Below are 20,580 nucleotides of genomic sequence, written 5' to 3'. Positions count from 1 at the left end.
TTGTGGGAAAAGGCGATACGTCCTAAACCAACTGCTGTGGTACGCAGTGCTTTTGGATGTAGGCGTTTTCCTGGGTCTTAGTCTCGGCAGATAAAGCAACGGCGACGTTGAGAACGCCGCCGTTGCCTATCTTTATTTGCTGACGCTGACGCCGTAGAAGGAGTTCAAGCCAAATGGGCTGATCTTGAAATCCTGCACGTTGGCGCGCATGGGTTGATACACCGTCGAGTGAGCGATAGGTGTCATTGGCACGGCATCCTTGAGGACGTGTTGTGCCTGTTTGTACAGTTCGGTGCGTTTGGACTGGTCGGAGGTGCGCTTGGCTTGCTTGACCAGATCGTCGAATTTTTTGTCGCACCATTTGGAGAAGTTGTTGCCGGCCAGCGAGTCGCAGCCGAACAGCACGTTGAGCCAGTTGTCCGGGTCACCGTTGTCACCGCTCCAGCCGATGATCATCGCCTGGTTCTCGCCGCCTTTGGAGCGCTTGATGTACTCGCCCCATTCGTAGCTGACGATGTTGACGTTCAGGCCGATTTTCTTCCAATCGGACTGCAGCATCTCGGCCATCAACTTGGCGTTCGGGTTGTACGGACGCTGCACCGGCATCGCCCACAGGGTGATGTTGGTGCCTTCCTTGACGCCGGCTTCCTTGAGCAGCTCCTTGGCTTTCTCAGGATCGTACTTGGCGTCCTTGATGGTGGTGTCGTAGGACCACTGGGTCGGCGGCATGGCGTTGACCGCCAGTTGGCCGGCGCCCTGGTAGACCGAGTCGATGATCTGCGGCTTGTTGACCGCCATGTCCAGCGCCTGGCGGACCTTCAGGTTGGCCAGCACGTTCGGCTCGTTGCTGCCCTTGATCTTGTCCATCACGTTGTAGGCGATATAGCCCAGGTTGAAACCCGCCTGGTCAGGCATCTTCAACGCTTTGTCTTCCTTCAGGGCCTTGAGGTCGGCCGGGCGTGGGAAGAGGGTGATCTGGCATTCGTTTTTCTTGAGCTTCTGCATGCGCACCGACGGGTCGGTGGTGATGGCGAAGATCAGGTTGTCGATCTTCACGTCGTCAGGTTTCCAGTAGTCCTTGTTCCCGGTGTAGCGGATGTTGGAGTCTTTCTGGTAGCTCTTGAACACGAACGGGCCAGTGCCGACCGGCTTCTGGTTGATGTCCGGGGCCTTGCCTTCCTTGAGCAGTTGGGCGCCGTATTCGGCGGACTGGATCGAGGCGAAGCTCATGGCCATGTTCTGGATGAACGCGGCGTCTACATCCTTGAGGGTGAACTTGACGGTGTGGTCGTCGACTTTATCGATCTTGGTGATGTTGGTGTCCATCCCCATGTCGGTGAAGTATGGGAACTCGGTCGGGTAGGCCTTACGGAACGGGTCATCCTTGCTGATCATCCGATTGAAGGTGAACAGCACGTCGTCGGCGTTGAATTCGCGGGTCGGCTTGAAGTACGGGGTGGTATGGAACTTGACGCCTTCACGCAGGTGGAAGGTGTAGGTCAGGCCGTCTTCGGAAATATCCCATTTGGTCGCCAGGCCAGGAATCACGGCGGTGCCGCCACGTTCGAACTGGGTCAGGCGGTTGAACATGGTCTCTGCAGAGGCGTCGAAGTCGGTTCCGGTGGTGTACTGACCAGGGTCAAAACCGGCCGGGCTCCCTTCGGAGCAGAACACCAGGTTAGTCGCGGCTTGGGCGAAAGGTGCGCTGGCTAATAAGCTTGCGCCGACTAAAAACGGAATGACCGCTTGTTTAAGCATGTTGGCCTCATGATTTGTTGTCATTTTTGGATTTGAGGGCGACCTCGTGAGTCGTCCTGCGGATACTTATGCAGGCCCCATACCCAATGCAAGATCCAGAGCGGTCACAAGTCCGAAACAGTGGCACGAACGTACCTTAATGTCGCATCTGTGTAACTTCCGACGCATTTGATCGTTTGCGCGTGTTTTTTCGGGGCAAATCGCGCCCTTTCCCGGTGCGTTGCGCAGCCGCGACGCACTGGAAATGGGCAGGTGTTACCTCTTCAAACCCACGCCGTAGAAGGGTGTGAGGCCGAATGGGCTGAGTTTGAAATCCACCACTTGCCTGTTTATCGGCTGGAACACCGTGGAGTTGGCGATCGGGGTGATCGGCACCTGTTGCTTGAGGATTTTCTGCGCTTGCTGGTACAAATCGATCCGTTTCTGGCGGTCTGTCGAGACTTTGGCCTGCTGGATCAAGCGGTCATACGCCGGGTCGCACCACTTGGCGTAGTTGCTGCCCTTGACCGCCGCGCAGCTGTACAGCACCCCCAGCCAGTTGTCGGGGTCGCCGTTGTCGCCGGTCCAGCCGTAGATCATTGCATCATGTTCGCCATTTTTTGCACGCTTGATGTACTCGCCCCATTCATAGCTGACGATGTTGGCCTTGATCCCGATCTTGGCCCAATCCTGCTGGACCATCTGCGCAGACATTCGCGCATTGGGGTTGGAGGCACGCTGCACTGTCATCGCCCATAAATTGATGGTTGTACCGGGCGCAACTCCGGCCTCCTTGAGTAGCGCCTTGGCCTTGGTCACGTCATGAGGCGCGTCCTGGATGCTCGGGTCGAACGACCACTGGGCCGGCGGCAAGGCGTTCTGCGCCAGTTGCCCGGCGCTCTGGTACACGGCCTTGATGATCGCTGGCTTGTCGATGGCCATGTCCAGCGCCTGGCGGACCTTGAGCTGATCCAGCGGCGGGTGCGTGACGTTGTAGGCCAAAAAGCCCAGGTTGAAACCGGGCTGCTTGAGTACTTGCAGGTTGGGGTCTTGCTCGATCACCTCGATGTCGGCCGGGCGTGGGTATCCACTGACCTGGCATTCACCGCGCTTGAGTTTTTGCAGGCGCACGGCGGCGTCCGGGGTGATGGAGAAAATCAGGTTGTCGAGCTTCACGTCCTCGGGTTTCCAGTACGCGGTGTTGGCGGCGTAGCGGATCTGCGAGTCCTTCTGGTAGCGCTTGAACACGAACGGCCCGGTGCCGACGGGCTTCTGGTTGAGGTCGCCGGCCTTGCCTTGCTTCAACAACTGCGCCGCGTATTCGGCGGACTGCACGGAGGCAAAACTCATTGCCAGGTTTTGCACGAAGGCGGCATCGACGTTGTTCAGGTTGAAGCGCACGGTGTGTTCGTCGACTTTTTCAACGCTTTTGATCGTGGTGTTCAGGCCCATGTCGGTGAAGTACGGCGACTCGGTGGGGTAGGCCTGGCGAAATGGGTGTTGTGGGTCGAGCAGGCGTTGGAAGGTGAACAGCACGTCCTCGGCGTTGAACTCGCGGGTGGGGGTGAAATAGTCGGTGGTGTGGAATTTCACCCCGTCGCGCAGGTGGAAGGTGTAGGCCAGGCCATCGGGCGACACGTCCCAACTGGTGGCTAGTCCGGGTTCGACCTCGGTGCCGCCGCGCTTGAATTGGGTGAGGCGGTTGAACACGGTTTCGGCCGAGGCATCGAAGTCGGTGCCGCTGGTGTATTGGCTGGGGTCGAACCCGGCGGGGCTGGCTTCGGAGCAGTAGACCAGGGTGGTGGCGGCCTGGGCCATTGGGGCGCTGCTGATCAGGGCCAGGGTGAGCAGGAGGGGCTTGAAGGTGGTTCTGTCCATGAAATCCCTTGGGCGGTAACGGCTTTTTTTGAAGAGTAGCGGTTGAAGGGCGGGCGCGGGAAATATCCAAAAGTCAGGAGGACCCCTGGGTTTGGATATACCTCTTTTTTCGCAAGCATTTTATTGACGCCTGAATAATGGCTATCTAATATCGCGCCACTAATGTGATATCACCTCCTTTATTGGGGAAGGGTTCAAGCTTTACCCGCCCTGGAGTGAAGTCGTGCCTGGCTTACTGCCGACCGACTGCCGCATGGATGCCTTTTTAGCGACGGCCTCTTAAATTACGCTGCAACGAGACCTGATCATGGACGACCGCCAACTCGCCTTCCTGGCCCGCCAACCTTCTGCTGCCCTGAAAAACCGCGAGCGGTTTCTCGGCATGCCCAAGCGCGGCCTGGCGTTCCTGCTGGCCAACGTCATGTTCTGGCAGCCCATGTGGGCCCAGGCCGAAGGCATTGTGGTCAGCGCACCGGGCACCGGCCTGGACCGGGCGGGCAATGGCGTACCCATCGTCAACATCGCCCGACCTAACGGCAGCGGCCTGTCCCACAACCAATTCCAGGATTACAACGTCGGCAGCAACGGCGTGATCCTCAACAACGCCACCGCCCGCACCCAGTCCACGCAACTGGGCGGAATCATCCTCGGTAACCCGAACCTCCAGGGTTCAGCCGCCACCACCATCCTCAACGAAGTCAACGGCGGCAACCCCAGCCAGTTGCGCGGCTACACCGAAGTGGCGGGGCAGTCGGCCCACGTCATCGTCGCCAATCCCTACGGCATCACCTGTAATGGCTGTGGGTTTATCAATACCCCAAAGGCGACCCTGACCACGGGCAAGCCGATCATCGAAAACGGCCAGGTGGGCCGCTATCAGGTGGACCAGGGCAGCGTCGCGATTGAAGGCGCAGGCCTCAACGCGAACAACGTCGATCACTTCGAAATCATCACCCGCAGCGCCAAGATCAACGCCGAGATCCAGGCCAAGAACCTGACCATCGTGGCCGGGCGCAATGACGTCAACGCCAACACCCTCGACGCCGCCGCCCGTGCGGACGACGGTAGTGCGAAACCAGAACTGGCTATCGATTCCTCGGCCTTGGGCGGTATGTACGCAGGTGCCATCAAGTTGGTGGGCACCGAGGCCGGCGTTGGCGTGAAGCTGGACGGCAAGTTGATTGCCAGCGGGGGGGATATCCAGCTCGATGCCAGTGGTCATTTGAGCATGGTCGATACCTCGGCCACGGGCGCGGTCAATGTCAAAGCCGCGAGCCTCGATGCGCGGGGAGCGGTCTATGCCGGCACGACCCTGAACGCCCAGACCCAGGGCAATCTGACTAACCAACAAACCCTCGCGGCGCGGGATGGCATCACGCTGAACGCGGGTGGGCAACTGAGCAATAACGGGATTATTGAAGCGGGGGTCAATGCTGACACTACGCGCAATGCCACGGGCGATATGAGCCTCACGGCGCAGACGCTCAATAACAACGGCAAGAGCGTGATCGCGAGTCGGAATCTGACGGTCAACGTCGCACAGACTTTGAGCAACCAAGGCGGGACGCTCAACGGATCAGCCGCCGTAATCAACGTCGGAACGTTGGATAACCGCAATACCGGACGCGTTCTGAGCAACAACACCTTGAACCTCAACGCCGGTCAGGTCCTGAACAATAGCGGTGTCATCAGCAGCGGTAATATCGGTGGTAACGTCGGGCAGCTCATTAACAGGAACGGCGAACTCTCCGGCCAAACCAATACCGTACTGACGGTCACGTCGCTGGATAACGTCTCAGGCTTGATGACGGCTGGGCGTCTCCTGGATCTCACCGCGCTCGGCACGATCAATAACAGCAACGGCAAGATCGGCGCAAAACAGGCTCTGGCCGTTCGGGCGCAGCAGCTCGACAACAGTCAGCAGGGTCAGCTGACCAGTGAGGGAACGCTGACCACCCGTGTCGGCGCTCAGCTCAACAATCAGAAAGGCCTGATCCAGGCCAATGGTGCGATGGATGTGCAAGCCACTCGCTTGGATAACCGCACCGGCAAAATCTCCAGCCTCAATACCTTGGCCATCAACAGCGCCAGTGTCGATAACCGTGGAGGACTCATTCGCGCCGATCAGGCCGCGAAACTGTTGATCGATGAACTGGACAACCGAGCCAAGGGCCGTGTCGAAAGCAAGGCCGCGTTGGCGTTTGAAGGCAACTCGTTGGATAACAGTGATGGGGGGCTGCTCACTGCAACAGGGGTGATGAACCTGAAGGCCAAAGAAGTGGCCAACGATGCCGGGCGGATTTCCGGCAAGGGCGATATCGAAGCGACCGTCGACACCTTGAGCCAAAAGGGCGGCGAGCTGGTAGCCGAGGGTAATTTGCTCCTGACCGGTAAGCGTCTGGACAACCGCCAGGATGGCTTGGTTGGATCACTCAAGACGCTGACAATGAACGTCGATCAAATCGACAATCGCGGTGGCTCGCTGTCCAGCCAACTAGATCTGCACATCCAGGGCGCTCGCATGGACAACAGTGAGGGCGGCAAGGTGTTGTCCGATACCACGCTGGGCCTGAAGGTCGAGCAGGTCATCAACGCCACCAATGGTCTGATCTTCAGCAAAGGTGCAAGCACGCTCAGCGGCATCGGACTGAGCAACATTGATGGACGAATTGTCACCCAGGGCAGCGTGGCCCTGACCTTCGATGAGACCTTCGATAATCAGCGGGGTCTGGTCAGCAGCGAGGGTCAAACGACCTTGAACGTCGGTCGCCTCGACAACCGCCTGGGCAAGCTTTCGAGCCTTGAAGCGATGGCACTCACATCTGCCGGCGAGGCGCTCAACCAGGGCGGCCTGATCGCATCGCAAAAAGGCCTGGCGTTCAACAGTGCCAGCCTCGACAACAGTGACCAAGGCCTTATCAGCGCGAAAGCCAATTCAACACTGACCACCGGTGAATTGAAGAACCGTCAGGGCGGCAGTCTCGCCACCGACGGCACGTTGTTGCTAACGGCGGCGCATCTCGACAACTCCGGTGGGAAGATCGGTAGCCAACAACAGCTTCAAGTGTCCGTCACCTCGCTGGAGCAGGACGGCGGAGAGCTGTTCAGCAACAGCGACCTGACCCTGGACGTCAATCACGGTCTGCTGAACAACCAGCGCGGCAATCTGCATACACCGGGTCAATTGCTTCTGAAAAACCTCACTGAGGTGAACAACAGCGGCGGTGAAATTTCCGGCGCAAAAGCGTGGAGCATCAACGCGCAAAGCCTGAGCAACGATGGCGGCAAATTGCTGAGCAACGAAAAGCTGACCTTCGTCATCGACCAGGCGCTCAGCAACATAAAAGGACTGATAGCCTCCGCCGGCCTCGACAGCCGTAGTGCCAGTCTGAACAACGCCAATGGCGAAATCCGTAGTCGTGGGGATATCGATCTCACTATCGCAGGTTTTTTTGACAATCAGGCAGGGGTGGTCATCGCTGATGACGGTCTCACGATCAAAGCGGCTGAGTTGGATAACCGCCAAGAGGGCTTGGTAGGTGCGACAAAAGCACTGGCACTGACCGTCGATCGTCTAGATAACCGCACTGGCGAACTGTCGAGCAAGACGGACGTGACGCTGGCAGGTGCCTGGCTGGATAACAGCGACAGCGGCTACATCCTGGCAGGCGGAAACCTGGCGTTGACAGTGGGGCAGATCATCAACCGCAACAAGGGACTCGTGTCCGGCGACACGGGACTGACGCTGACGGGCGAAACGCTGGAAAACAGCGGTCGGCTGATCACCCAGCGTGACCTCGCGATCAATCTTTCCTCGGATCTGAATAACGATCAAGGCGGCCTCTTCAGCGAAGGCTTGCTAACAATTGACGCCCAAAGCCTTAGCAACAACGGCGGCACGGCCTCCAGCGCCAAGGCCTTGGCTATCGAAACCCGTGATGCAGTCAGTAACCGTGCCGGTCAACTGCTGACCGACACAACCCTCACGATCAACAGCAGTGCGCTGGACAACCAGCAGAAAGGCGTCCTGAGCAGCAAGGGCAAACTGAACATCACCACCAGAGCGCTGAACAATAGCCAGGGCAGTGTCTATTCCGGCGACCTGCTGGAAATAAGCGCCGGTCAGGTGACTAATGCCGCTGGTAGCTTAGGCGCGGCCAATTCGTTGGTGGCAACTATCCAAGGTCTGGATCAGCAGGGCGGCCAGTTGTTCAGTAAGGGCAACCTGAGCGTCGACTTGAACGGTGGCGGGCTAAATAACGAGGGCGGCTTCGTCGGTGCGCCGGGCCAGTTGTTGCTGAAAAATCTTGGCGAGGTAAACAACCGCGACGGTGAGATTTCCAGCGACCTGGCTTTTGATCTGGTCGCCAAATCTCTGGACAACAGCGGCGGACAGTTGCTCAGCAATCAAAAGATCACCCTGACCATCGACAACGCACTGACGTCGGTGAAAGGCAAGATCGCGGCTGCCGCGCTGCAAATCCGCGCAGCCAGCCTGGATAACAGCGGTGGCGGTGTATTGCTCAGTGACAGCGGTCTTGGCGTGACCGTTGATGGATTGCTAACTAACGACAAAGGCACGATCAAGGCTGAGCAACAACTGAATCTCGACAGCATCGGTATGAGCAACGTCGGCGGCACGCTGTTGGGCGGCTCGGGCATCGACATTGATCTGGGGCCGGCAACGGGAGATCTGGATAATCGCAATGGTTTGATCAACACCAAAGGTGTGTTGAGCATCGCTCACCTACGTGACCTCAATAACCAGATGGGCGAAATCTCCAGCGTTAACAGCTACAGCCTGACCGGTAATCGTCTGGATAACCGCGGTGGTAACCTGATCAGTAATGATCGATTGAGCCTCGCCGCCGTCGAAATGAAAAACCAGGGCGGCTTGGTGTCCGGCTGGAATGGGCTGACGGTCGGCGGCGGCTCGCTCGATAACAGTCAGGAAGGTACGGTTTCCAGTTTGCTCGGTAACCTGACCATTGACCTCAGCGGTGCGTTGATCAACCGCAGCAAAGGCGGTCTGGCCGGTAAGGGCGAGCTGAGCATCACGGCGGCCAGCCTCGACAACAGCAGCGGTATCGTGACCAGCGGCGGCAAGCAGACGCTGACTTTCTCCGGTGGAGCCCTTACCAACACCTTGGGCGGCCTGATCGAAAGCGGTGACTCCCTGAATATCCGTGCTGCCGGTTTGGATAATACATCTGGCCGTGTCACCGCCAGCAAAGCGTTGGCCTTCACGGGTTCTCAACTGAATAACACCAGCGGCAGCCTGGTGGGCGCAGACAGCGTCACCCTCGACTTGCTTGGTGCCCTGACGAACGTCAATGGCGCACTTGGCAGTACCGGCCCACTGGTCATCAAGCGCTCCAGTGGCGTCGATAACCAGGGCGGCCAGTTGATCAGTCAGTCCCTATTGAGCCTGCTGACTTCTGGCGACTTGAACAACAGCAAAAGCGGGACAATTTCGGCCATCGCCCAGTTGAATCTCACCGTTGGCGGCATTGCTCATAACGATGCCGATGGCCTGATTTCCAGTCGTGACGCTGACGTGACCCTTACCGCTGCCGGACTGAATAATGCCAAAGGCGCGGTGCAGAGTTACAGCGCCCTGAGCGTGAACGCGGGTAACGGCGCCATCGACAACCAGGGCGGCAAAATCATCGCCCAGGCCGGCGATTTGAACCTTACTGCCGCCAGCCTCGACAGTCGGAGCGGCGTGCTGTCCAGTTTGAAGGGGCTGTTACAAACTCGCCTGACCGGAGTGCTACGCAACGACCAGGGCGGCAAGCTCGAAGGCAGCCGCCTTGACCTGCGAGCGTTGGGCGGCATTTACAGTGATGTCGGCCGTATCGCGGCCAACACTGGCGACATCCTGCTCGATGCTGGCGCTAATGCATTGGACAATGGCGGCGGTGGAATCTACGCCAAGGGGCGGGTGAATGTCGCGGCCGGGTCGCTGAACAATAACGCCGGTCAAATCAGCGGCAGCAACATCGAACTTGGCGTCAATGGCAGCCTTACCAACAATGGCGGCCTGGTAGAAAGCGCCACCACCCTGGCAGTGCGAGCCTCCAATCTCGATAACCAGGGCGGGAAGTTGCGGGCGTTGGGTAACGGCGGCAAGACCGATTTTCAGATCGGTAGTTTGTTCGATAACCGTAACGGTCTGCTGGAATCCGCCAATACGGACCTTACCCTCGCAGCACCGGGCTTGCTCAACGCTGGAGGGACCGTCACACACGTTGGCCTGGGTGAGTTCGGCATTTCCACAGCCAACGTCATGAACGCCGGTGGTTCGTTATTGACCCGGGGTGGATTGACGCTGAACGCAAGCAGTTGGACCAACAGCAGCGTGATCCAGGCCGGACGCCTGACGGTCAATGTCAACAACTTCACCCAGACTGCCAGCGGACAATTGTTAGCCGCGAACCAGCTCGTGGGCAAAGGGGGAACCTGGATCAACGACGGGTTGATTGCCAGCGATGGTGGCCTGGGTATCCAGTTGACTGGCGGGTACAGCGGCAACGGTCGCGTGAGCAGCCTGGGTAATTTGACGTTTAAGGCAGCGCAGCTCGGTTTGACGAGTGTCTCGAGCATCGGCTCAGGTGGGCTCGGCACTATCAACGTAGACGGTTTGCTGAATAACGTCGGTGGTCGCCTGATGTCCAATGGTGACTTGATACTCAACGCCGGAGCAGTGAGCAACAGCGGTACGCTCGGCGCCGCCCAGGAACTCACGATCAAGACGGCCAGCCTGGTCAATAACACTGGGCTGATCTTCAGTCGTGGCAACATGAATCTCTTCGCCAACGACCTCACCAACCAGACGGGCGATATTTACAGCATTGGCACTCTGACGATCGCTGGAAGGGATGGTGGTCGTGCCAATAACGTCAACAACCTCGCCGCCTCTATCAATGTTGATGGTGATTTTTCGTTGTCGGCGAATAGTTTTAATAATCGTACGGAGGGGATTGTTGGCGAGGAGAAGTTTGTGTCGGGCGACATAACCTTTGACTGGCGAAATAATACTTTCTATGTGAAGGAAAGTTTTGACTCGCAATCCACTATTAGCGGTGCGCAAGCATCGATTTCTGTGGGTGGAAGCATGAATGCTGATGTGGGAGTATTCTCCAACATTGCTTCGACGATATCCGCTGGGAAAAATATAAAACTAGATGTGGACTCTTTCGATAATAAAGGGTTGCAGTCGGGGAGCTTTACGCGCTCGCGTACATATAAGTTGTCATACTTACCTTCCAGTTTGGTGGATGGTTACGATAATCAGCTTTATGACTATGCGCTGAGGAACTCGAAGTATGTTTATCGCTACGGGAAAAGCGTGCATGAGCCCGACAAAGGGGGGACTCATTGGGAATATATCGATTTAGATAAGCAACTGACTACAACGGTAAATACAAAATTTGGAGTTGGGCCTGAGGTTGCCGTGCCTGCATCCATATTGGCTGGCCAACTTAAAGACGACAGCAGGATCTTCACCAACGGCGGCGGCAGCGCTTCGTCCATCGTGCAGGCTGGACAGGCTGTAGAAATCAACGCTAAAACCACCATCAACAACGGTAACCTCAACCCCTACACCAACTTTGATGGCACGGCCAAGGCCTCGGCTGATACAGGCGTCAAGAGCGCCGTCAAACCGACCATAGTGTTCTTGAACCCGCAATTGCCACCGGACTTGGCCCAACAGCAAGTCAACCCGCTGGCGCTGCCAGGCTTCACCCTGCCGGTAGGAAATAACGGGTTGTTCCGCCTCAACGGGAAGGGCGCAAGCGAGCAGACGAATGTGCCAGGCGAAGACCGAACCATTGGCTCGGTTACCGGCGCGACCGCGGAGCGCTCTGTCGGATACCCTGCAAGACCCGCCACTGCGCTGCAGTTCGATCAGAACAATCCAGTTGCAATAAACAAGCGCGACCTGATCCTGGCCGCTCGTCCGTCGTTGAACCTTGACGACAAGGCAGCCCTGATCAATGTCAACGCAAGCGCTGGCGATGGCCCGGTGGGTGTGCTGTTGCCCAATCGTGACAAGGGCGCGTTCGACGTACCGCGCGTCCAGGGGCTACCCGACACCAGCGTGCGCTCCAACCCGCAAAAATACCTGATCGAAACCAACCCGGCGCTAACCGACCTCAAGCAGTTCATGAGTTCGGACTACCTGCTGGACAAACTGGGTTACGACCCGGACACCAGCGCCAAGCGTCTTGGCGATGGCCTGTTCGAACAGCGGTTGGTGCAACAAGCGGTAGTCGCCCGCACCGGCCAGCGCTGGATTGATGGCCAGACCTCTGACGAAGCGATGTTCAAATATCTGATGAACAACGCTGTGGCCAGCAAGGAGCAGCTCAACCTGTCCTTGGGTGTGACCTTGACCTCCCAGCAAGTGGCGGCCTTGACGCATGACATCGTCTGGCTCGAAGAGCATGAGGTGAATGGAGAGAAAGTGCTGGTGCCGGTGCTGTACATGGCCCAGGCCAACAATCGCCTGGCACCCAACGGTGCGTTGGTCCAGGGCGGTGATGTAACCCTGATTGCCGGTGCGGATCTAAACAACGCCGGCACGCTACGAGCTTCGAACAATCTATCGGCCGAAGCGGGCAACAACCTCACCAATAGCGGTTTGATCGAGGCCGGCGAGCGTCTGACGCTCAAGGCTGGTAACAACATCATCAACAGTGGCGGAGGTATTATTTCCGGCCGTGATGTCAGCTTGACCGCCACCAAGGGCGATGTGATCAATCAGCGGGACGTCTACGGTTTTGATACCAACTACGGCGGGACGCTGCTGCATCGGGATGTATTGAACAGCGCTGCACGGATTGAAGCGGCCAACGATCTCAAGATCGATGCGGGGCGCAACGTCAATAATATTGGTGGGGTATTGCGAAGCGAGGGAGACCTGAAGCTCATCGCAGGCCAGGATGTGAATATCACCTCGGTCCAGGATCGTCGCACGGATTCGCGCGGCAGCAATTTCCTCAACCAGACCATTACCCAACATGCAGCCGAAGTGACTTCCGGACGGGACCTGTCGATCAGTGCCGACCGTGATGTCGCGGTTGTCGCCAGTCGATTGGATGCCAAGCGTGATCTCATCGTCGATTCCGGTAATGACATTGTCATCACCTCGGCCGCCAACGAAAGCGATTACGTCTCGCGCAGCAAAAGACGGGCGAATGAAACGCATAGCGTCACCCAGCAGTCGTCGGTATTAAATGCAGGCCGCGACATCGCACTGAATGCGGGTAACGACCTCGGCATCATCGCTAGCCGGATCAAGGCCACGGATGATGTCAGCCTGAATGCCGATCAAGACGTGGTCATCGCATCCGCGCAAGACGAGGCTTCCTCTTATTACTACAAGAAGAAGAAGGGTTCGTTCGGACGTAGCAAGACGACTGAGAGGCAAAGTTACAGCAGTACTAATGTGGCGTCTGTCATCGAGGCAGGAAGAGATCTCACCGTCAATACAGCTATGGACGGAGACGGCAACGTCAGTCTGAATGGTGGGCGAAATGTCACGGTCATGGGCAGCGAATTGAAGGCTGGGAGTGACTTGATCGTCGGCGCCACCAATGACGTGGCGGTGCTCTCCGCTACTGAAGAAAACGGGGCATACAGCAAAAAGACAAAGACTGGTTTGTTTGGCCTGTCCAAAAGCGGTAAAAGCCAACTGCAGACCAATGTGACTCAAGTGGGCAGCGAGCTGAGCGCTGCTAACGATGTAGTCCTCGTTGCCGGTCATGACATCGCAATGCAAGCCAGTGAAATCAAGGCGAAAAACAATGCTGAGCTGCACGCCGGTCTGATTGATAAAACAGGCGATATCGATCTCACAGCAGCAGATGACAAGGCTTATAGCCGAACCGAGGAATACAAGAAGAAGGTTGGCCTGTCCCTCAAGGACACGGTCGGTCTGTTCGCTGGTACGCCGGGGGCGGGGGCGGATATCACCCTGAGCTCATCGCAGAAAAAAGGCCGAGAAGTTGTCAGCAGCACCAGCGTGGGGAGTCAGATCAACGCAGGGAACGATGCCGTACTGGACGCGGCCCGAGACATCAATATCGTTGGCAGCGGCGTCAGCGCCGACCGAAATGCGACGCTTGATGCCGGACGGGACGTGAACATACTCGCAGGTACCAATCAGCGCAGAAGCAATGAATGGAAAACTGATAAAAGCTACGGCATCAAGCAGGACGTCGACAACAACGGTTACACCACGTTTGTCGGCAATGAAACGATCAAGAAAGGCCGTGATACCGACGGCAATACGGCGGCAGGTAGCCTTGTCGAAGCAGGGCATGATGTACGGATTGACGCCAAACGCGATATCAATCAACTGGGGTCCGACCTCCAGGCTGACAATGACATCAAGTTGAAAGCGGCACGCGACATCAACATCCTTGCCGTCAACGAGCGCAATCAAGTTACCACCACTGAAAGTGTAAAGCGTAACGGCACCACGACTACTGTCGCCTATAACATAGGAAATACGATAGATGCCCTGGGCGGAACGGGTAAAGGCGAAGATGGCGTCAGTAAAACATCGAGCGTTTTGAAAACCGTTGATGCCCTCGATCAATTCTTCAGCGGTCCTAAATTCGATGGACACATCGGCGGTTCAAGTACCAGCCAGAGCCAGACCCAAACATCGGTGAGCAATCGTTCTTCCAGTCTTTCTGCAGGCAACGACATCAGCCTTGAGGCTAGTAATGATGTGAGCGCAAGTGGCGGCCGGCTCGACGCCGGGCGTGATATCAACGTGAGTGGGCGCAATATCACACTCGACGTGGCTCACGGTGCGCAAAGTACAGATAGTCATCAAACCCAAAGCAAAGGCGGTGTGAAGGGCGGAACCACCGGTGGCTTCAAACTGGGTGTAGGTTTGAGCGCCGCCGGCGGCGAAGATGAGTCGATGCAGGGCACGTCCACCGCGACGCGGCTCAATGCCGGCGGTGATATCAACCTGGACGCCAAAAATGACCTGACCTTGATTGGTACCGAGGCGACTGCCGAGCGGGATATCAAGCTCAAGGCAGGCAACGACCTGAAAATTTTGTCTGCACAGAATGCCTCTAGCAGTGATAGCAATCGACGCAGCTGGGGGGCCGAAGGCGGCCTCATCCTCGGGCAAGACGGTATCGGTGTTTATGGCAGCGCCAACATCGGCCTGGGTAACCTTGAGCGCGAAGGAGTCCAGCAACAGGAGGCGTACCTCTACGCCGGTAACCAACTGAACTTCGAAAGTGCTCGCGACACCACCGTCGCCGGTGCCACCCTGCGTGGAGATGAAGTCATCGGCGATGTCGGTCGCAACCTCACCGTAACTTCCGTACCGAATACGGGCAAAGCCGAGGGTAAAGAGTTCGACGCCAGCCTCACGGTGGCGGTGAGTTATGGCGTCACCGTCAGCGGCTCGGTGGGCTACGGCCAGACCAACGGCAAAACCAATTGGGTCGAGAACCAGACCGTCATCAGCGGCGCGAACAAAGTCGATATTCGCACAGAGAACCACACCCAACTGGACGGGGCGGTATTGGCGGCGGACAACGGCAATCTGAAACTCGATACCGGTACCCTGGCCTCTCGCGATATCACCGGTAAAGACAATGAGCATGGCTATTACCTTAATGTCGGCGGTAGCTACAACATGGGCAGCGGCTCGCAAGCCGATAAGCCCAACAAAGGTATGGAGGGTAAGGAAAAGAACAGCTGGTCGGTGGAGGGTTACAACTACAACAAGGACCGCGAACAGATTCTTCGAGCCACGGTGGGAGAAGGCGAAATTGTGGTGCGTGACGACAAGGTCACGGGTGCCAACTCCACAGCGGGGCTCAATCGAGATGTGAGCAAGGCGTACGAGGTGACTCGGGATGAGGAGCATCGGACGGAACTGTATGCGTCCAGTACTTCTGTCGACGCTGTACTCAATCCGAAAAAGACCCTCGATAGATGGGAAAAAAGCGTTGAAAACTACGGCGAAAACAGTCTTGAGTCGTTAAATGTTTTAACGGACCTGCTTTTCGGTGCGGCGAATATTGCGGTGGGCAATAGTTTTGACGATGCAAACAAAGTCACTGTCGTCCGAGCCTTTAAACGGCAGTTAGGCAGTCGTGATGCCGAGCGTAGGGAAGCAGCCGCGGGCGATGCATTACGCGGCATTACTAAAGGTGCTGAAACGGCTGAGGTGCAGGCCCTTGCTAAAAAGATAGCCGATATTGCAGGTCAAAATCCCGATCAGGCGTACGGGATGTTGGTGTTGCTTCAGCGGTTACAGAACCCTCATCCTGAAGTATCGAGTTTCGTACCAATACCCCTGCTGGCCGGCGGTGCCGTTGCTGCTTTAGGGGCGGCGTTGGTGTCAACTGAAAGCTCGCCACAAAACCAAGAAAACATGCGGGTGGCGGCGAATTCAGTCATATCATCTCTAGATGAGGCAGGTTACACCGGGCAACAACAGTTGAGCTTGTCGGCAGAGTTGTGGTTGTTTATTTTTAAAACTACTTTTCCGGTCCATTTGCTTGATCCTAAATATGGTTTACTGGATTTTCCGGCAGAAAATAACGACTCGCTTCATCCTGTTAGCGCGGGTGGGTCCATCGTACTGCCTTCAGGGCCTAATAGTACCGGGGGGAGTACGATCGAGAGTAACGGTGGCTGGAGCACCACTTCGCCTGCGGTGGATGGGGACTTGTCACCCGGGAATATGTATAGCAGTCCAGTGGATTACGACCATATTATTGGAGCGGACTATAAAACGAACGGCACACCTACCGGCGGTCATACTTTGTTGAATGGTGACGTGAGGATAGTGCCGGGGACTCAAACGGCACCTGATCCCTACGGCGTCTACGAGGCTACCGTCGAAGTACCTGACCTAAGAAATCCAGGACAGTGGATTGTGAAGCCCGCTAATAATGAGATGAATACTATGTTTCCTGCTGCTTGGGATAAGGAAAGGCTGGTTCATGAAGTGGACGCCGCGTGGAACAGTCCTCGTAAAGTAGTTACGGGTACAATGTGGCGATCTGTAACGCCGTCGGGAGTATCGGTTCAAGGGTATATTTCACCCAGAACAACAGTCTATCCTGTGTACAAGCCTTAAATGTGAGGGACGTAACGTGGAATTGAAGTTTTATCATGCGGCAATGGGATTCCATCCGGTAGCTGGAGATGTATTTCATCCGGTAGCCGAAGTTATTCCAGGACAGGAAAATATGGAGCGCTATGAGCTTTATATCTGTAGTGTCCTTGGTGCTATCGCCCAAACCCCGAAACGTTGTGACCAGTTACTGGCCTATCTCGCTTCGGTTGAAGAGGATTCGCAGGAGCCGACAAGTATAGGGGGAAATGATGTCCTATTAAACATGGACGCCTCAGGTGTACAGGTTGATATTTTGGTCAACGAAGAATGGACCGGTCAGCCAGAAAGCAGGTTTACCTTGCAAGAGTGGCGCAAGATCTTAGAAAAATGGAAGTACCTTCTGGAACTGCCCAAAGGTTCTGATGAGGTCGTTATAGTGAAATTGCCGTAGGCGGAGGGCGAGCAGAATGAGTTTCGAGTTGGTGGGTTTTGGTGATGTTGGATCAATGCACACTGGCGTGCACCGTGACCAATCGAGAGCGGTATTGGGAGACGGGTTCGAGGAATTTTACAAAGCTCCAGAGTCTACAGTTCCAACTGACGCCTACGATGATCTAGGGGTTCACGTTTATTTTGATGAGCAGTACACCGTCATTGGCATGGAGTTTTTGGAATGGAGTGATCTCCGTTGGCGTGGACAGCGCTTGGTCGGTGCTCCTGTATTCGAAGTTCAGCAGTTCCTGGTGGAGCAGGGGCAAGCCCTGGACTTTAATTCATCGGGATTTGAAGCCGGTGAGTTGGGGCTTGGGCTGTATGCGCCCGATATGGGCGAAGATGATGCAGTTGTAGACGCGGTGTATGTGTGTTTTGTGCGGATAAATGAGCTTGGATGAGGTGCTTCTGTGATCGGGAGGTAAGGCGCTCTGAGCCGATCGAGTACATATCCATTTCTGCGGTAACGGCCACTTAGGGTTCCGCCCTGACGGCGGGGCACTTTTGGCCGGCCCGTCTCTCCCGGCTGTACACCCTTCAGGTCTGTGGAAGCAAAGCTTGCTCGCGAAGGCAGCCTAACGGAGATGATTGTTAAGCGGGGATTTGAACGACTATCCAGGAGACGTCGTCATCGACACGGAGGGGGGCTGACATCTCGGCTTCCAGCAGCTGAGCCTGCGTCACATCGCTCAAGTCAGCCCAGAAACCATCGGTTGCAAAAACCAGTTTTTCACCTTCGATGATCGTCCGAGTGACGATCTCGGGGTCTGGTTTGTTCCGTGCTTTGAAACACCGGCTTATTCGATGCCGGCCTGGATCTGCTGCCAATTGTCGGTGGTCACGATCACGCTTCCAGTTGGCGAGGCAGTGAGGTGATGTGAACCAGCTGATCAGGCTGTTTGAGAAAACCACACCGGCGCAGCAGTCGCCTTCGTAAGCGATGGTGAGAAGTCCTGCGGCTGCTACACCGACTAGATAGCTTGCGGATCCTGTGAAGGCTGTCGAGAAGAGTCGGTTGTGTACGTCATTGAGTACTTCTTTGAGTAATACCGCTGCTTCTTCATGGCGGTTATCCGAATGGCCAGCTGCGACTTTCTCGCAATACAGTATGAGTATCTGGTTGACCAGCGCCTGTGCGAGCAGGCCACTGCCTGGTCTTGACGTGCCGTCTACGACGACAAAAAGCCCTCGTACTCCGTCGAATCTTGCTCCTACGCTGTCTCGGTTCTCATCTCTTGCCCGCCCTTTGACAGACCTGGTTGAGTGAATCATTTGATATCGCCCAGTTGTTTCAGGCGCTGATAAATCAGTTTGCCTCGGCCTGGGCTCGCGCTGACTGAATGCAAGCTTTCTATTAAATAATCCAACGAGTCGAGTGCCAGCAGTCCGGTGATACCGGTCGCAATATACGTTCGTAGTGCCTGATCTGCCTGACTGACCTCCTCAAGCAAACTCTCTCGGCCGTCTACAACGAGAACGATATCCTCGACATCTTGATGGTAGGTGTATCCGTTGCCGCGGCCTTTGAATGCTTCGAGCTTTGTCGCGATAAAATAGGCGGGTTTGAAAATTTTGATCGCAATCCCGCTGGGCAGTGCGAAGGTGTCTGCGTTCGCCAGGCCATCCACAAACCAGCGGTTTTCATAGCCGAGCACCTCCTTCACGGAGGGCATCACGTCGACGATCACATCGTTGAACTTGAACCGGCACGTTACGTCGCTGTGCTCGGCCGTAATCTTGAAACCCTTCTCGGCCAAGCGCTCTGTCAGTCTTTGCCAGTCAGCAATGCCACCTAGCTCAATGACCAGGTCAACGTCGTCAGTGCTGCGGATATCGTCCAGCACAATGTTGTCAGTGCACAGAAGCCAGGTGGTAGAGCCGCCAACGAAAGCGACCTCCTTTAAAAGCTCGTCGCCCAATCCCTGCGCGACGGCATTCAGCATCTCGTAATTGTGATCGGAGGCAATACTCAAAGGCCCATACCTTTTTTAAGCAGTTGAATGGCAACGCTGGTTTCGCGCGGTCCGCCCAACCGTATCGAGTCAACCAAGGCTAAGTAGTGATAGAGGGTTCGATCGTTCTTCACGGCCTCGGGCACTGTCTTGTAAATCGGTTCGATGGCTTGGCCACGCTCTGTACCGTGCGGGTCGGGCCAGACGTGAATATTTGCCCCGGCGCTTTTAAGGTGTTTGGACAGCACCGGTGATGCAAAGCCTGTTGGAATTCCGCGCGCCAGGGCGCCAGGCTTGACAGGGAAAAAGTACTTCAGCGCGTGCTCGGTAATCTTTAAAAGCGCCAGGCGATTCACTTTGGGCAAGGAGGTTTCATAGTCGTTTGTTACCAGTCCAGCTTCCCGGCACCGGGCGATCGAGTTCGATATCTCGCTTTTGCTCAAGCCCAAGGATTCAGCCAGGGCTCTGAGGGTGTAGCGGTCTTCCCATTTGGCGGCGGTCCTTTTCTGGGAGAGATTATCGTCGGCGTCCCAGCCTTCCCACTGGAACGAGTCTGCGTCGATGATGCGTTTTATGGCGAGCTCTAAGTTGTCCCAGGGTTTTTCAGGCGGCGGGGCGGTGATGAATGTTGGCTCAGGGCTGTAGTCATCCGGTAGCAAGTCAATCTGGGATAAGCCGCCCCATGCCACTGTTTGGCGGCCTGTTGGAGACACCTCCTCCTGCGCGTGAAGGCTGGTCATTTTGTACATGAGCAAAATATCTTGACTTTTCACGGCGGATTAATCTCTAGGTGTCCACGTTCCATAAAGCGTGGACAAGTGTTGCTCGCTGTTTTTTGTGGTGTCAAAGATTATTTTTATGGGCCGTGGCGAGGGAGCTTGCCCGCGGGGGGGGGGGCGCGAAGCGGCCCGAATAGCAGCGACTCTATCCATCGGGCACTCCGAAGTGTCAGGTTTGGGGCTGCTGCGCAGCCCAGCGGGAGCAAGCTCCCTCGCCACGGGGTGTGCAGCGCCAGGAGGCGTGATGAGTCATTCATTTGTGTAGGAAGGATCACCGGTCCTGAAACGAAACATCCCACAGCTTTTTAAGGTTGCCGCTCGGAAGTGGGCTCTCTAACCTTTTTCTTGTCGCTGCAACTCAGCGACCGGGCGTGAGAAACCCGAATAATAGGCATCCAGCCTCTGTACCTGCATAATTGCCGCCAGCTTATCCGCTGCCTGTAGTAGATGCATTATGGCGGCTGTGTGCGGGCAGGCCTCGGTCTGGCCGAGTACCTATTTCTCGGATTTCTCACCCCTGCACACAGCTGCCACCACTTTGCCGAGTGAGAAACGGCAAGTGATGGTCCTCATCACTAAATAGGTACAAATAAATGGATAAGTCAGTCCCCGACCCACCCTTCAACAAAAC

At 56.3% G+C, this 20,580-nt stretch carries 8 protein-coding genes; 3 read left to right on the top strand and 5 right to left on the bottom strand.

The window, feature by feature from the left end; translation table 11 throughout:
• Positions 1–132: 132 nt before the first annotated feature.
• Both KGA89_RS22510 and KGA89_RS22505 read right to left on the bottom strand, forming a co-directional pair.
• Positions 133–1,758 carry an ABC transporter substrate-binding protein gene (locus KGA89_RS22510; protein ID WP_223472580.1) on the bottom strand — a complete coding sequence of 542 codons (1,626 nt, stop codon included), beginning with the start codon at positions 1,756–1,758 and terminating at the stop codon, positions 133–135.
• Positions 1,759–2,013: 255 nt separating this feature from the next.
• Positions 2,014–3,615: an ABC transporter substrate-binding protein gene (locus KGA89_RS22505; protein WP_223472579.1), complete on the bottom strand. Its 1,602-nt coding sequence runs from the start codon at positions 3,613–3,615 to the stop codon at positions 2,014–2,016.
• A 307-nt stretch (positions 3,616–3,922) separates the two neighbouring features.
• On the opposite strand from KGA89_RS22505, the gene KGA89_RS22500 reads away from it, so the two are divergent.
• Genes KGA89_RS22500 through KGA89_RS22490 form a run of 3 tightly spaced genes read left to right on the top strand, consistent with a single transcriptional unit; the run spans position 3,923 to position 17,619 of the window.
• Positions 3,923–16,747: a hemagglutinin repeat-containing protein gene (locus KGA89_RS22500; protein ID WP_223472578.1), complete on the top strand. Its 12,825-nt coding sequence runs from the start codon at positions 3,923–3,925 to the stop codon at positions 16,745–16,747.
• 16 nt (positions 16,748–16,763) lie between these two features.
• A complete protein-coding gene (locus tag KGA89_RS22495; protein WP_223472577.1) occupies positions 16,764–17,177 on the top strand; it encodes a hypothetical protein in 414 nt (137 codons plus the stop codon).
• A 16-nt stretch (positions 17,178–17,193) separates the two neighbouring features.
• Positions 17,194–17,619 carry a hypothetical protein gene (locus KGA89_RS22490; RefSeq protein WP_223472576.1) on the top strand — a complete coding sequence of 142 codons (426 nt, stop codon included), beginning with the start codon at positions 17,194–17,196 and terminating at the stop codon, positions 17,617–17,619.
• A 190-nt stretch (positions 17,620–17,809) separates the two neighbouring features.
• On the opposite strand, the gene KGA89_RS22485 is transcribed toward KGA89_RS22490, so the two are convergent.
• From KGA89_RS22485 to KGA89_RS22475, 3 genes are read right to left on the bottom strand one after another with little or no spacing between them, the layout of a single operon-like run.
• On the bottom strand, positions 17,810–18,490 hold the full coding sequence (locus KGA89_RS22485) for a PP2C family protein-serine/threonine phosphatase (protein WP_223472575.1): 681 nt from the start codon (positions 18,488–18,490) through the stop codon (positions 17,810–17,812).
• Positions 18,487–19,191 carry a hypothetical protein gene (locus KGA89_RS22480; RefSeq protein WP_223472574.1) on the bottom strand — a complete coding sequence of 235 codons (705 nt, stop codon included), beginning with the start codon at positions 19,189–19,191 and terminating at the stop codon, positions 18,487–18,489. Before KGA89_RS22480 ends, KGA89_RS22485 begins: the two co-directional genes overlap by 4 nt.
• On the bottom strand, positions 19,188–19,919 hold the full coding sequence (locus KGA89_RS22475) for a MarR family transcriptional regulator (RefSeq protein ID WP_263292781.1): 732 nt from the start codon (positions 19,917–19,919) through the stop codon (positions 19,188–19,190). Before KGA89_RS22475 ends, KGA89_RS22480 begins: the two co-directional genes overlap by 4 nt.
• Positions 19,920–20,580 lie beyond the last annotated feature (661 nt).

This window comes from Pseudomonas sp. A-RE-22 (assembly GCF_019956035.1).
Classification (GTDB): Bacteria; Pseudomonadota; Gammaproteobacteria; order Pseudomonadales; family Pseudomonadaceae; genus Aquipseudomonas; species Aquipseudomonas brassicacearum.
Note: the sequence above shows the minus strand (reverse complement) of the source record. Positions and strands in the feature narration are given on the sequence as shown.